Source organism: Pseudomonas sp. CFII64 (genome assembly GCF_000416235.1).
In the GTDB taxonomy this organism is placed as follows: Bacteria; Pseudomonadota; Gammaproteobacteria; order Pseudomonadales; family Pseudomonadaceae; genus Aquipseudomonas.
In genome coordinates this window covers 39,039-52,357 of sequence record NZ_ATLO01000050.1, presented here as the reverse complement: position 1 = coordinate 52,357, position 13,319 = coordinate 39,039, and the positions used below count along the sequence as shown (strand labels likewise).

General features: G+C 58.0%; 13 protein-coding genes. 1 reads left to right on the top strand and 12 read right to left on the bottom strand.

Going from position 1 to position 13,319, the window contains the following annotated elements:
• Nucleotides 1-51: 51 nt before the first annotated feature.
• The 6 genes from CFII64_RS25530 to CFII64_RS25505 form a co-directional block, all read right to left on the bottom strand.
• The gene (locus CFII64_RS25530) at nt 52-834 is read right to left on the bottom strand and encodes a MetQ/NlpA family ABC transporter substrate-binding protein (protein ID WP_020293756.1); all 783 of its coding nucleotides are present in this window, start codon (nt 832-834) and stop codon (nt 52-54) included.
• A gap of 173 nt (nt 835-1,007) precedes the next feature.
• Entirely contained in the window at nt 1,008-1,919 is a 912-nt protein-coding gene (locus CFII64_RS25525) for a sigma 54-interacting transcriptional regulator (protein WP_020293755.1), read from the bottom strand.
• Nucleotides 1,920-2,049: 130 nt separating this feature from the next.
• Nucleotides 2,050-2,631: an alpha/beta hydrolase gene (locus CFII64_RS25520; protein WP_020293754.1), complete on the bottom strand. Its 582-nt coding sequence runs from the start codon at nt 2,629-2,631 to the stop codon at nt 2,050-2,052.
• 330 nt (nt 2,632-2,961) lie between these two features.
• Nucleotides 2,962-4,239: an MFS transporter gene (locus CFII64_RS25515; RefSeq protein WP_020293753.1), complete on the bottom strand. Its 1,278-nt coding sequence runs from the start codon at nt 4,237-4,239 to the stop codon at nt 2,962-2,964.
• Nucleotides 4,240-4,831: 592 nt separating this feature from the next.
• Nucleotides 4,832-5,506, bottom strand: coding sequence for a response regulator (locus tag CFII64_RS25510; protein ID WP_020293752.1), 675 nt, complete (start codon nt 5,504-5,506; stop codon nt 4,832-4,834).
• Between the two features lie 23 nt (nt 5,507-5,529).
• The gene (locus tag CFII64_RS25505) at nt 5,530-6,240 is read right to left on the bottom strand and encodes a Crp/Fnr family transcriptional regulator (protein ID WP_044901689.1); all 711 of its coding nucleotides are present in this window, start codon (nt 6,238-6,240) and stop codon (nt 5,530-5,532) included.
• An 86-nt stretch (nt 6,241-6,326) separates the two neighbouring features.
• Here CFII64_RS25505 and CFII64_RS25500 point away from each other — a divergent pair, with 86 nt between their 5' ends.
• Nucleotides 6,327-6,851 (top strand): DUF962 domain-containing protein, encoded by a 525-nt coding sequence (locus CFII64_RS25500; RefSeq protein ID WP_020293750.1) that lies wholly within the window; start codon nt 6,327-6,329, stop codon nt 6,849-6,851.
• Between the two features lie 165 nt (nt 6,852-7,016).
• Here CFII64_RS25500 and CFII64_RS25495 read toward each other — a convergent pair whose 3' ends face one another.
• The 6 genes from CFII64_RS25495 to dibA all read right to left on the bottom strand — a co-directional run bounded on the left by CFII64_RS25495 (nt 7,017) and on the right by dibA (nt 13,300).
• Nucleotides 7,017-8,003, bottom strand: a complete 987-nt coding sequence (locus CFII64_RS25495; RefSeq protein WP_020293749.1) for a sulfate/molybdate ABC transporter ATP-binding protein — start codon at nt 8,001-8,003, stop codon at nt 7,017-7,019.
• A 3-nt stretch (nt 8,004-8,006) separates the two neighbouring features.
• On the bottom strand, nt 8,007-8,879 hold the full coding sequence (gene cysW, locus CFII64_RS25490) for a sulfate ABC transporter permease subunit CysW (RefSeq protein ID WP_020293748.1): 873 nt from the start codon (nt 8,877-8,879) through the stop codon (nt 8,007-8,009).
• Nucleotides 8,880-8,892: 13 nt separating this feature from the next.
• A complete protein-coding gene (gene cysT / locus CFII64_RS25485; protein ID WP_020293747.1) occupies nt 8,893-9,714 on the bottom strand; it encodes a sulfate ABC transporter permease subunit CysT in 822 nt (273 codons plus the stop codon).
• A 157-nt stretch (nt 9,715-9,871) separates the two neighbouring features.
• A complete protein-coding gene (locus tag CFII64_RS25480; RefSeq protein ID WP_020293746.1) occupies nt 9,872-10,879 on the bottom strand; it encodes a sulfate ABC transporter substrate-binding protein in 1,008 nt (335 codons plus the stop codon).
• Nucleotides 10,880-11,022: 143 nt separating this feature from the next.
• Complete coding sequence (gene oscA / locus CFII64_RS25475) at nt 11,023-11,205, bottom strand: sulfur starvation response protein OscA (RefSeq protein ID WP_020293745.1); 183 nt, start codon at nt 11,203-11,205, stop codon at nt 11,023-11,025.
• A gap of 163 nt (nt 11,206-11,368) precedes the next feature.
• Nucleotides 11,369-13,300 (bottom strand): phosphodiesterase DibA, encoded by a 1,932-nt coding sequence (gene dibA / locus CFII64_RS25470; RefSeq protein WP_020293744.1) that lies wholly within the window; start codon nt 13,298-13,300, stop codon nt 11,369-11,371.
• Nucleotides 13,301-13,319: the final 19 nt, after the last annotated feature.

Below are 13,319 nucleotides of genomic sequence, written 5' to 3'. Positions count from 1 at the left end.
CCAATGCCTCCCGGCTAAAGCCAGTCCTACACAAGTCGCGCGCCTACGAAATCAGAACGCAGGCAGTACCGCGCCGTCGTACTTCTTGTTGATGAAGTCTTTGACTTTCTGGCTGGTCAGGGCCTTGGACAGCTTCTCGATAGCATCGGTGTGAGCGTTATCGGAGCGGGTCACCAGGTAGTTGACGTACGGCGAGTCAGCGCCTTCGATGATCAGTGCGTCTTTACGCGGGCTCAGCTTGGCTTCGAGCGCGTAGTTGGTGTTGATCAACGCCAGATCAACCTGATCCAGCGCGCGCGGCAGAACAGCAGACTCCAGCTCGCGGAACTTGAGTTTTTTCGGGTTGGTGGCGATGTCTTTCGGAGTCGACAGTGCGTTGGTTGGATCTTTCAGCGTGATAAGACCGCCTTTCTGCAACAGCAACAGAGCGCGACCGGCGTTGCTGCCTTCGTTAGGAATGGCAATGGTTGCGCCTTCCGGCAGCTCAGCCAAGGACTTCCACTTCTTGGAGTAACCACCAAACGGTTCAACGTGCACGCCAACGCCGGTAACCAGGGTTGCGCGTTTACCTTTGTTGAAGCCTTCCAGGTACGGCTTGGTCTGGAAGTAGTTGGCGTCCAGACGTTTCTCGTTCAGCTGTACGTTTGGCTGTACGTAGTCGGTGAAGACCTTGATTTGCAGGTCTACGCCTTCTTTGGCCAGATCCGGCTTGATCAACTCAAGGATTTCCTGGTGAGGAATTGGCGTCGCGCCCACCACCAGCTTTTCGGCCGCTTGAGCCACGCTTACCGAAAATACGGCCGCCAGAGCGGTCAACAGCAATGTCTTTTTCATGCAATGTCCTTAAAGAAAATCGAGGTCGTTGTGTACGACAGCTCTTCAATGAGTTGCCCCCAGCGCGGATGGCATCGGGGGCGTGGAGCGGACATTACCGATATTTTTTATTCCAATACAATACTTTTTTAGCAAATGCTTATGCTTTTTTGTATGGACCGGAACAGCTGTAATCAAGCCAGATCAAACGTGGCCAGCAACCGCTTCAGTTCGCCAAGCTGTTCAGGTGCCAATCGCCGGGCGAGCTGTGCCAGTGGGTCGACGTTTTCCGGCAGGTTCAGATGCTCCGGCAGGATCTCGTCACCGCTACTGACCAGCAAGGCGAAGTGGATGACGTTTTCCAGCTCGCGGGTGTTGCCAGGCCAGCTGTGGGCTTCGAGCACGTGCTGCGCCGCGTCGCTGATCAGCGGGACTTCGAGGTTCAGGCGATTGCTATAGATGCCGAGAAAATATTCAGCCAGCGGCAGGATGTTGCCCGGTTGTTCGCGCAGCGAAGGCAATTCCAGATGCCCTTCACTCAAGTAATGAAATAGCCGCTCGTGGAATTTACCGGCGGCTACGGCCTTGGCCAGATCGATGCTGGTTGCCGCGACCAGGCGCACGTCCACCGGGCTGGGCTGCTGGGCGCCGACGCGGGTGACTTCGTGGTTTTCCAGGGCAGCGAGCAGTTTGGTCTGGATCGGCAGCGGCAGATCGCCGATTTCATCCAGATAAAGCGTGCCGCCGTTGGCCGAGCCGAACCAGCCGGCGCGGCTGCTGACCGAACCGCTGTGGGCGCCGGCGGCATACCCGAACAGCTCGGCATCGGCGTAGGTCGGGCTGATCGCGCCGCAATTGACCGACACAAACAGGCCGGTGCGATCACTGCCGCGATGAATGTGACGCGCCAGCAATTCCTTGCCCGTGCCGGATTCGCCGCGGATCAGCACTGGCAGCGCACGCGGCGCCAGCTGTTCCATTTCCTCACGCAACTGTCGCGAACGTGGGTCAACGAAAACCAGCGCTTTGGCGCGAATGCTCAGCGGGCTTTTTTCGGCATCGGGGAAAGTCAGTAACGGCTGACCGAAGGGTTCTTTGAGACTCATGGCAAAACTCCCGCCCGAGCCTTACAACGGCCCACGCGTTAAAAAATGAATATCCGGGCCATAGGGCCCGGCTGAGAAAATTGACGACACAGGGAACAGGAAAACGCGACGTTCATCGCGCCTGATGAGTTCATGCGCGGCGCAAAGCGTGATGTTCCATTCGGCTCTGCAAGCGATACAGATAAGCGAAGCCTTGTTCCCAACGGCGATGACCGGATTTGACGTTGATATGCCCTGCTTCACTGAGAATGCCGATATCCGCGCCCCAGTCCCGGGCCATTTCCATGGCCCGTTGCGTGCTGACCGCCGCGTCGTTATCGGAGGTGACGATCTGCGTCGGGAACGGCAGCAAGTCCTTGGGGATCGGCGCGAAATTACGCAGCGCCGGCGAGCAGTTGGGCCGCTCGACATCCGCTGGCGCAACCAACAACGCGCCGTGCACCTGACGCAAGGATTCCAATGGCGCCAGGCGCGCCCAATGAGCAACAGTCACGCACCCCAGGCTGTGCGCAATCAAAATCACCGGCGTGCTGTCGGCGGCAATGCTGCGCTGCAATTCGCCAACCCAATCCTCGCGACGCGGCTTGAGCCAATCGGCCTGCTCGACGCGCGTACTGTTAGGCAGGCTGTTCTGCCAATGGGTTTGCCAATGATCATCGGGTGACCCTTGCCAGCCTGGCACGATCAGATAGCGAATCGACTCGTTGTGCATGGGGTCAGCCTCCTGCATGGGTGCGGTCATAAGGCCAAGTATAAGGAAGGGATATATATTCGTTAAGGAATAAGAAGCTATTTATTAAGCACTTAATAGCATATGCAGAACAAAAAAAAGGGGTAGCTCCCTGCCTAAGGCGCTCCCCCTATGAAATCGTGGTGTCCGTGCCCGCGTGTTTTTGCGGGCACGGTTGAAGATAGACGTGTTGTGTTACAAAAAAGCGAACGTCTTCGCAGGAAATTGTAGGAACCAACTTGTTGGCGAGGCATTGAGTCTGAGTCATCAGGAACATCGTCTCGCGAATAAATTCGCTCCTACAGGGTTGGTTTATACGGTCGGTAACAGCGGCGCATTCCCTGGCTCGACAACAACCGGATCCGGCTGCTTCGGCAATTCCCGGGCAACATTCCACACCACAATCGCCGCCACCACATCGAAGATCGCCAGCACCACGAACAGCGGGCTGTAGCCGATCTTGGTCACCAGCACGCCGAACACCAGGGTGAACGCCGCTGCGCCGAGATAGCCGAACATGCCGCCCATGCCGGTCGCGGTCGCCACTTCGTTTTTGCCGAATGAGTCCGACGTGATCGAATACAGCGCGCCGGAAAGCGTCTGATGCGCAAAGCCACCGACACACAGCAAGGCGATGGCGGTGTAAGGGCTGTCCACCAGGCCAATGCACGCCGGGCCGATCATGCAAGAGGCGCCGAACAGCAGCACCAGCTTGCGCGAAGTGAACAACGAGACTTTACAGTACTTGTGAAAGAACGGGCTCAAGTAGCCGCCCAGTACGCAGCCGATGTCTGCAGCAAGGAACGGCAGCCAGGCGAACATGGCGATTTCCTTGATGTTCATGTGCCGCTCGGTCATCAGATACAGCGGAATCCAGGCGTTGAACGTCTGCCAGGCCGGCTCGGACAGGATTCGCGCCGAAGCAATGGCGTAGAAATTGCGGCTGGTGATGATTTTCTTCCAGCTGCCTTTCTGGGTCGGCACATCCTTGAGGTGCGATTCCTGGCCGCTAAGAATGTAATCGCGCTCGGTGTCGCTCAACCGTTTTTGATCACGGGGATGTTTGTAGAGCAGCAACCACAGACCGCTCCACAGAATGCCCAGCGCGCCGACGATCAGAAACGCCAGCTCCCAGCCACTTTGCAGAATTGCCCAGACCACCAGCGGCGGTGCCAGCAGCGCGCCTACGGACGAACCGATGTTGAACCAGCCGATGGCCACCGAACGCTCTTTGGCCGGAAACCATTCGGTCGTGGCTTTGACGCCAGCCGGCAAGCCTGCGGCTTCGGTCAGGCCGAGCATGCCGCGAAAGATCGCCAGGCTCTGCCAACCCGTGGCGAACGCTGCCGCCGCGCAGGCGGCCGACCAGGCCACGGCGAAAATCGCGAAGCCTATCTTGGTGCCGATGGCATCAATGATGTAACCCGCAACAGGTTGCATCAGCGCGTAGCAAACCTGCCACGCCACGACGATATGCGAGTACTGCTCGGTGCTGATGCTCAACTCGCTCATCAGCGTCGGCGCTGCCACGGACAGCGTGTTGCGCGCGAGGTAATTGACGATCAGGCCGGCCGTGACCAACCCGACCATCCACCAGCGTATTCCTTTGATTTTCATCTCTTCACCCTGTTGTTTTTGGAGTGGTGGCGAGCGTCTCCCGGTGAAGACCGGGCGGCGGTTGTGTTCAGTTATGAGTGACCGATTGCAGCGCGCGAGTCGACCGCGCCGAAGGGGCGATGAAAGAGGCGCTGCAGGGAAAATCCCACCCGAGGGTGCAGAAAGAGACGTTCATGACGTTGTTACCATTTGTATTATTTTTATGGTGGACGAAAGTCGATTTCGCCTAGTCGTCGTACGACTTAGCCGACTTAAAGACACATCCTGTAACAATGTCAACTGGAGAAAGAGGGATACGACTATTGGCTATAGGGGTTTTGGAGTTTTGCGGAGGGAAAGGAATGAGCGGTGATGTTATACGACGACTAATGACTGAGCAGTCACGATGGTTTCCCACTTCCCTGTGGAAGAGGACTTGTCCTCGATGGCTGTCACTTCAGCACCGTATGTGGGTCAGGAAGATCAGGTCATCCGGGCTGGTTATCGAGGACAAGTCCTCTCCCACAAAAGCCCGTCTACCCGAGGCCCGGGAATTTCGAACACAAGATCCCGCACAGGCCCAGCACTAGCGCAAATCAAATGCATCCAGCACTGCCAGCTGATAACCCACGTCACCCACGCTATGGATCAGCTTGGGCAGGTAGCGCTCATCGATTTTCGAACGCAGGCGGTGGATAGCGACATCGATGGGGCGGGTGTCGCCCGCGAATATCTGGGCCGCGATAAGGCTGCGCGAAAGCACATCGCCCTGGCGACTGGCGAGCAGTTGCAGCAAGGCGAACTCGTTTTCACTCAGGGAAATCCGCTGCCCGCCCCGGCTGACGCGTTGCCGGGTCATGTCGATTTCAAGGTCGGCAATGCTGTAGCTCGCGGCATCGCCGGTCGGTCCGCGACGCAACAAGGTGCGCACGCGAACCAGCAACTCATCAAAGGTGAACGGCTTGAGCAGATAATCGTCGGCGCCCAGTTCCAGGCCGCGCAAGCGATCTTCGATGGCGTCGTCGGCGGTCAGGAACAACACCGGCGTGGTGCCGCGCTGACGTATCAATTTCAGCAATTGCCAGCCATTGAGGCCCGGCAGCATCACGTCGAGGATGATCAGGTCGTAGGTTTGCTCTTCGACAAAGTGACGGCCGTCCAGGCCATTGAGCGCCACATCCAGGGTAAAACCCGATTTGGAAAAGCCTTCAGCCAGGTTGTTTGCCGTCTTGGCATCGTATTCCACTAACAGCAGCCGCATGACTCACCTCGTTGTCTGAGCCGTCAGCATAACGATTTGGCACGCATGACGTTGGCCGCCTTGCGTAATTTCACCACATCGAAGATTTCCACCCGGTCCGCATCGAGGCGCAGAATCTTGCGCGTGTGCAGATCCTGAAGCACTTCAAGCAGCGCCGGACGCGACAACGCCGCCGTGCGCATTGACTGAATATCGTCCAGTGCGATCAAGCGCCGGGCATGGCTCATGGGGCCGTACCCTTCGGACAACATCAGCAACCGCCACGCGACCCGCGCCTTGGCGGGCAGTAGCTTGATGCGTTCGGCATGCACCAACGACAGACCCAGTTTCTGGCTCAGCAACTCGGCAAAAAATCGCCAGTACGCGGGGGTTTTTTCCAGGATCCCGATAAGCAACTCCTGGGGAATATGCAGGAAGATACTGTTGCCCTGGGAATACACATCATGGGCGCGCGGCAAGCCATCAAACAACGACACCTCGCCAAACCAGTAAGGCATGCGGATTTCTTCCAGGCGCGGGGCCAGGCGCTGATCGACGATGCTGCCCATGCGAAACCCACCTTCGAGCACAACGTAAAGGCCGCAAGGCGCGTCGTCTTTTTCGAAGAGTAATTTGCCCGGGGTTCGGCGACGCTGTCGTGAGGCGTCCAACAGGCTATCCTGCAGATCGGCGGGAAGATTGGCGAACCAATAATCGTTCATCAAGCGCGACCGCCATGCAGCTCCGTTTGACATGTTTTCGCTTGCTCCCTGTGACCACACAATAGTTTTTATGGCCGAAACCGTAGCAAACTCCGAGCGTCAGCCAAAGAGGAAAAATAATGAAAAACCTCGTCGATCATCTCAGCCAATACGCGTCCTACCATCGCGATTCCCGAAATATTGTCAGCCATTTCATCGGCATACCGCTGATTGTTCTGGCGGTCGCCATCCTGTTGTCGCGGCCAGGCTGGATGTTGGGCGGTTTTTGGCTATCGCCGGCAGCGCTGGTGAGTCTGGCGTCGGTGATTTTCTATCTGCGTCTGGATGGGCCGTTCGGCGTGTTGATGGCCGCCTTGCTGGGACTATGCGTCTGGACAGGCGCGCATCTGGCGCAGCAGTCGACTTTGATCTGGCTGAGCGCCGGCGTCGGGATGTTTCTGGTGGGCTGGATCATCCAATTCATCGGCCATTATTACGAAGGCCGCAAACCGGCGTTCATCGATGACGTGACCGGCTTGATCATCGGCCCGCTGTTTGTCGTGGCCGAGCTGGCGTTTCTGTTGGGACTGCGCAAGCCGTTGCAGCATGCCATTGAGGAAAGGGTTGGCGTGGTGCGCAAGCGGGACTTGAAGCCGATAGTTTGATGGAATCGAGAACCCGTGGGAGCGAGTTTGCTCGCGAATCGGCCGTAGGAGCGGCCGTAAGAGCGACCGTAGGAGCGACCGTAGGAGCGACTTCAGTCGCGAGAGCGTCAATCACCCTGTCAATCACCCTCCCGGCTAAACCCGATCCTACAGCAGGCGTGGCGCTTATATATTCGCCACTTTCTGCCAGACCTTGGGCTTGAAGAACAGCGTTTCGCCCCGCGTCAGGCCAACCAGGCTGTCGTGATCCTTGACCACTTCGGCTTCGATCAGCTCGCTCTGGCCTTCCACTTTCAGGGTCACCCGCGTCGTGGCGCCCAGCGGTCGGATGTCGCGCACCAGTGCGGCGTGGTGGTCTTCCAGCTCATGGCGTGACAACGACACTTCGTGGGGCCGGAACAATACCTGATCTTCGCCCAGGTGCAGGCGATTGGAGTCGCCCAGGAAGTGATAAACGAAATCGCTGGCCGGGTTCTCGTAGACTTCACCCGGCGAGCCGATCTGTTCAATCACGCCTTTGTTCATCACCACGATACGGTCCGCCACTTCCATGGCTTCTTCCTGGTCGTGCGTCACGAAAACCGAGGTCAGGTTGATGTCTTCGTGCAGACGCGCCAGCCAGCGGCGCAGCTCTTTACGCACCTTGGCGTCCAGGGCGCCAAACGGCTCGTCGAGTAGCAAGACTTTGGGCTCGACCGCCAGCGCCCGCGCCAGGGCGATGCGCTGACGCTGCCCGCCCGACAACTGCTCCGGATAACGATCCGCCAGCCAGTCCAGTTGCACCATATTCAGCAACTCGTGAACCTTGACCGCGATCTGGGTTTCGTTGGGGCGTTGATTCTTGGGTTTCATGCGCAGGCCGAACGCGACGTTGTCGAACACCGTCATGTGCCGGAACAGCGCGTAATGCTGGAACACAAACCCGACGTTACGATCCCGCACGTCATGGCCGGAGACGTCTTCGCCGTGGAAAACGATGCTGCCCTGATCCGGAGTTTCCAGACCGGCAATGATGCGCAGCAAAGTGGTCTTGCCGCAGCCGGACGGGCCGAGCAACGCCACCAGCTCGCCACTCTGGATGTCCAGATTGATGCTGTTCAGGGCCTTGAAGGCGTTGAAATTCTTGCTGACATTACGGACTTCGATCGACATGAATTATTCCTCCGCCGCACTTTGGCGCAGACGGTTAATGCGCGCTTCGCTCCACTGCTTGAGCAGCAGGATGAACAGCGCCAGGATCAGCAACAGGCTCGCCACCGCAAAGGCTGCGACGTGGTTGTATTCGTTGTAGAGGATTTCGACGTGCAGCGGCAGGGTATTGGTGACGCCGCGAATGTGCCCGGAAACCACCGACACCGCCCCGAACTCACCCATGGCCCGCGCGGTACAGAGCACCACGCCGTAGATCAGGCCCCATTTGATGTTCGGCACGGTGACGTGCCAGAACATCTGCCAGCCGTTGGCGCCGAGCAAACGCGCGGCCTCCTCTTCCTGGGTGCCCTGCTCCTGCATCAGCGGGATCAGTTCACGAGCCACGAAAGGCACGGTGACGAAAATGGTTGCCAGCACAATACCGGGCAGCGCGAACACGATCTGGATGTCGTGATCCTGCAACCACGGCCCGAAAAGACCCTGAGCGCCAAACATCAACACATAGACCAGACCGGCAATGACCGGCGAGACCGAGAACGGCAGGTCGATCAGCGTCACCAGCATGCTTTTGCCACGGAACGAGTATTTGCTCACGCACCAGGCCGCGCTGACGCCGAACACCACGTTGAGCGGCACGGAAATCAATACGGCGATGACCGTCAGCTTCAGGGCCGACAAGGCATCCGGTTCGAGAATCGCGCTGAAGAACGCGCCCAGACCGTTTTTCAAACCCTGGGAAACCACGATGAACAGCGGCAAACCCAGGAACAGAATGAACACCAGCCAGCACAGGCCAATCAGGATACGCCGCGACACTGCGCTGCCACGACGGGCGGCGTTGGAGGAGGCGGCGGCTGAAACAGATGAATAGGACATGCTCTGCGCCTCCTCAGGATGGGGTTTCAATGCGCCGCTGCAGCAAGTTGATCAGCAGCAGCAGAATGAAGGAAACCACCAGCATCATCACGCCGATAGCCGTCGCGCCGGTGTAATCGTACTGATCGAGCTTGACCATGATCAGCAGTGGCAGGATCTCGGTTTTCATCGGCATGTTGCCGGCGATGAAAATCACCGAGCCGTACTCGCCGACGCCACGGGCAAACGCCAAAGCGAAACCGGTCAGCCAGGCGGGCAGCAACGCGGGAACAAGGATGTGACGAAACACCTGCAATGGACGCGCGCCCAGGCAAGCGGCGGCTTCTTCGACTTCCCGGGGGATGTCAGCCAGCACCGGTTGCACGGTACGCACCACGAACGGCAGCGTGACGAAGGTCAGCGCGAGGGTGATCCCCAGCGGCGTGTACGCAATCTTGAAACCCAGGTCTGCGGCGAATTGCCCGACAAGCCCGGTCGGCGTGTACAACGCCGTCAAGGCGATACCGGCTACGGCGGTCGGCAAGGCGAACGGCAAATCAATCATCGCGTCGATGATCTTGCGACCGGGGAAGGTGTAACGCACCAATACCCAGGCCAGCAATACGCCGATCAGACCATTGATAACCGCCGCATAGAACGCAGTGCCAAAGCTCAGTTTGAGAGCCGCGAGCACGCGCGGCGCGGTGATGATTGCCCAGAATTGATCCCAGGTCAGCTGCGCGGCATGAATGAACATGGCGGCCAGCGGAATTAACACAATCAGACTGAGGTACACCAAGGTGTAACCCAGCGTCAGCCCGAAGCCGGGTATGACGGGGGAGGTACGTCGCGACATAAAAGTCCTTGGTTGATACACGGAACCCGCAATCGAATGCGGGTCCTTTGTTCAGCTAAAAAACGCTCGCTGACATAACGCGATCTACCGTAGGAGCGGCTTTAGCCGCGAGAGCGTCCTCCCGGCTAAAGCCAGTCCTACAGGTGTCTGAGCTACATCACTGCGCCTGGTAGATCTGGTCGAACACGCCGCCGTCATTAAAGAATTTCGGTTGCGCAGTTTTCCAGCCGCCGAAGTCTTTGTCGATAGTCAGCAGGTTCAGTTTCGGGAACTGCTTTTCATATTTGGCGGCGACTTCAGCGTTACGCGGACGGTAGAAGTTCTTCGCGGCGATTTCCTGGCCTTCCTTGCTGTACAGGTGCTTCAGGTATTCAGTGGCGATTTCGGTGTTGCCTTTCTTTTCGGCGTTCTTGTCGACAACAGCGACTGGCGGCTCAGCCAGAATCGACAGCGAAGGTACGACGATGTCGAACTTGTCCGCGCCGCCGTCTTCTTTCAGCGCCAGGAACGCTTCGTTTTCCCACGCCAGCAGCACATCGCCCTGACCGTTGTTGACGAACGTGATGGTCGAACCGCGAGCGCCGGTGTCCAGCACAGGGACGTGCTTAAACAGTTCTTTTACGTATTCGTTGGCTTTGGCTTCGCTGCCGCCGGTCTTCAGGCCGTAGCCATAGGCCGCGAGGAAATTCCAGCGCGCACCGCCAGAGGTTTTCGGGTTTGGCGTGATGACCGAAACGTCTTTCTTGATCAGATCACCCCAGTCCTTGATGCCTTTAGGGTTGCCCTTGCGCACCAGAAATACGATGGTCGAGGTGTACGGCGTGCTCGCATCCGGCAGGCGGGTCTGCCAGTTTTCCGGCAAGCCTTTGCCCAGTTTGGCGACTTCATCGATGTCACCGGCCAGCGCCAGGGTCACGACGTCAGCGCGCAGGCCATCAATCACCGAGCGGGCCTGCTTGCCCGAACCTCCATGGGATTGCTTGATGTCGACCTTGTCGTCCGGATGAGTCTTTTTCCAGAAGCTGATGAACTCGGCGTTGTAGTCCTGATACAACTCACGCGTCGGATCGTACGACACGTTGAGCAGCTCGTAATCCTTGGCAACAGCGGAACCGGCAAACACGGCACTGGCGAGTGCGGCCAGCGCATAACGGCGAATGGACATGGATCAAGCTCCTGGAAATTCTGGTTGTGTTGGTTTTTCTAGTTTTTTGATGATCGTGTCTTTCTAGGACCGGCTTGAACCGGGAGCAAGCATCCACCCGACCTTCCTCCCGGCTAAAGCCGGTCCTGCAGGAATCGCGTCTATCAGCTCGGCTTGGTGCCCGGATTCTGCAAACGGAATTTCTCTTTACGCTCGATCTGCACGACCTGTGCATTGTGAACAGTGATTTCAACCGCTCCGAAACGCAGGTCGCGCAGCGCACTCTGAATCTCACGCAGAATCGCCGCTTCGTCCTGACCGTCAACGCTACGCAGAGATGCGCTCATGATCGTGCTCCTTGAATTGAGAGGCCTGCAGTGCCGGTTCTGGGTCCGGACTGCTTGTGGCATGGAGGCAATATTAGAGACGCGCGGTTATTCTTAAAAAGACTATTTAAGAATCTATATATAACCAAAATGAATTTAGGTTAAAACGCGGGGTGCGGGCGGGCTAGATGACAGGCTCGCGAAACCCTGGAGCGCGCAGCCAATCGATTTGCTCGGCAGGCGTGGGGCGCGCAAACCAGTAGCCCTGGCCCAGCTGACAACCATTGTCCAGCAGGAAGCTGGCTTGCTCGGCGTGCTCGATGCCTTCGGCCAGCACCCGCATGCCCATGCTTTTTGCCAGGGCGATGATCACCCGGACAATGGCGATGTCGTCTTCATCGCCGGGCAGCCCGGCGACGAAGCCCTGATCGATTTTCAGCTTTTGCACGGGCATCCGTTTGAGTCGCAGCAGCGATGAATAGCCGGTGCCGAAATCGTCGATGGACAAGCTCAGGCCCAGGCCGCGCAGCCGGTGCATCTGCTCGATGGCTTGTTCGGGGTCTTCCATGACCGCGCTTTCGGTCACTTCCAACTCCAGATAAACCGGGTCCAGCCCGGTTTCAGTCAGCACCTTCGCCACCTGGCGCTCCAGGTCGCCACGACTGAACAACCGGCTGGAGACATTCACCGCCACAAAGGAAATCGCAACGCCCGCCGCCAGCCAGCGGGTCATCTGATAGCACGAAGTCTTCAGCACCCAGGCATCAATGTCTGCGATCAAACCGCTCTGCTCGGCGATCGGAATGAATTCCCCCGGCGGCACCAGACCGCGCTGCGGATGTTGCCAACGCACCAGCGCTTCGACGCCGACAATGCAGCTGTCCTGCAGATCATGGATGGGCTGATAAAAGACGCGCAGCTCGTCATTCTCGATGGCGCGGCGCAGCTCGCTGGCCAGTTGCACCCGTTGCTGGGCATGAGCGGTCAGCTCTTCGGTATACAACGCATAACCATCGCGCCCGTCGCTCTTGGCCTTGAACAGAGCCGAATCAGCGTTACGCAACAGTTGCTCGGCGCTCAGCGCGTCGCTGGGGAACAGACTGATGCCGACACTCGCGCTGATGAATAATTGTTGTTCGTTGACCAGAAACGGCGCTTTGAAGCCGTCGATAATCTGCTGCGCATGACTGGCCGCCTGAACCACTTGCTGGCAGTTTTCGATCAACAAGGCGAATTCATCGCCGCCCAGCCGCGCGAGGGTCAGGGTTTTATCGAAGAAACCTTCAAGACGCTCACCGACGGCCTTGAGGATTTCGTCGCCAACGTTATGCCCCAGGCTGTCGTTGATGAGCTTGAAATGATCGAGATCGATCAGCAGCAGCGCGCACCCGCGCTTGCTGGAGCGAGCCGACGCCAGCGCCTGACTGGTGCGGTCGATGAACAGAAGACGGTTCGGCAGACCCGTCAACGCATCGTAATGGGCCAATTGCAGCAGCTCATGCTCCGAACGTTTGATGGCGGTGATGTCGGAAAAAACTGCAACAAAATGTTTTATCTCACCGTTATCGCCTTTGATGCCGCGGATGGTCTGCCATTGCGGATAGATTTCGCCGCTTTTGCGTCGGTTCCAGATCTCGCCGCTCCACTGCCCGGCACTGAGAATCGAGCGGTACATCTGCCGGTAGAACTCGGGGCCATGGCGTCCGGATTTGAACTTGCTCGGATTCACGCCCAGCACTTCGTCCTGCTGGTAGCCGGTAATCTGCATAAAGGCGCGATTGACGTGGACGATGAGCCCCTCGCTATTGGTGACCACGACGCCTTCATGGGTACTGTCGAACACCGCCGCCGCCAGGCGCAAGCGGTCATGATCTTCACTTTGACGGTGCGGCCGGTCGTCACTGCGTATACATTTCAGCAATCGGCCACGGGCAACAAAAACCAGAACGGCACTGAGCAACACCCAGGCATAACCGCTTATCTGCTGCGCCAAGGCCAATTGCGCGGGATTCTCGATGATTTCCAGGAGCAGGTAGTCGCAGAATGCCAGCCACAGGACGGACACCAGTCCGTACAACAGGGCCGCATACAGGGCGTCTCGGGAAGAGTCAGTCATAAGAAAACGAAAAGCCTTA

What these genes read in the sequence shown, in the direction of transcription:
- CFII64_RS25480 (WP_020293746.1), bottom strand. Translation starts at nt 10,879, where the DNA reads ATGTCCATTCGCCGTTATGCGCTGGCCGCACTCGCCAGTGCCGTGTTT.
- CFII64_RS25525 (WP_020293755.1), bottom strand. Translation starts at nt 1,919, where the DNA reads ATGAGTCTCAAAGAACCCTTCGGTCAGCCGTTACTGACTTTCCCCGAT.
- CFII64_RS25500 (WP_020293750.1), top strand. Translation starts at nt 6,327, where the DNA reads ATGAAAAACCTCGTCGATCATCTCAGCCAATACGCGTCCTACCATCGC.
- dibA (WP_020293744.1), bottom strand. Translation starts at nt 13,300, where the DNA reads ATGACTGACTCTTCCCGAGACGCCCTGTATGCGGCCCTGTTGTACGGA.
- cysW (WP_020293748.1), bottom strand. Translation starts at nt 8,879, where the DNA reads ATGTCCTATTCATCTGTTTCAGCCGCCGCCTCCTCCAACGCCGCCCGT.
- CFII64_RS25495 (WP_020293749.1), bottom strand. Translation starts at nt 8,003, where the DNA reads ATGTCGATCGAAGTCCGTAATGTCAGCAAGAATTTCAACGCCTTCAAG.
- cysT (WP_020293747.1), bottom strand. Translation starts at nt 9,714, where the DNA reads ATGTCGCGACGTACCTCCCCCGTCATACCCGGCTTCGGGCTGACGCTG.
- CFII64_RS25530 (WP_020293756.1), bottom strand. Translation starts at nt 834, where the DNA reads ATGAAAAAGACATTGCTGTTGACCGCTCTGGCGGCCGTATTTTCGGTA.
- CFII64_RS25510 (WP_020293752.1), bottom strand. Translation starts at nt 5,506, where the DNA reads ATGCGGCTGCTGTTAGTGGAATACGATGCCAAGACGGCAAACAACCTG.
- CFII64_RS25505 (WP_044901689.1), bottom strand. Translation starts at nt 6,240, where the DNA reads ATGTCAAACGGAGCTGCATGGCGGTCGCGCTTGATGAACGATTATTGG.
- CFII64_RS25520 (WP_020293754.1), bottom strand. Translation starts at nt 2,631, where the DNA reads ATGCACAACGAGTCGATTCGCTATCTGATCGTGCCAGGCTGGCAAGGG.
- oscA (WP_020293745.1), bottom strand. Translation starts at nt 11,205, where the DNA reads ATGAGCGCATCTCTGCGTAGCGTTGACGGTCAGGACGAAGCGGCGATT.
- CFII64_RS25515 (WP_020293753.1), bottom strand. Translation starts at nt 4,239, where the DNA reads ATGGTCGGGTTGGTCACGGCCGGCCTGATCGTCAATTACCTCGCGCGC.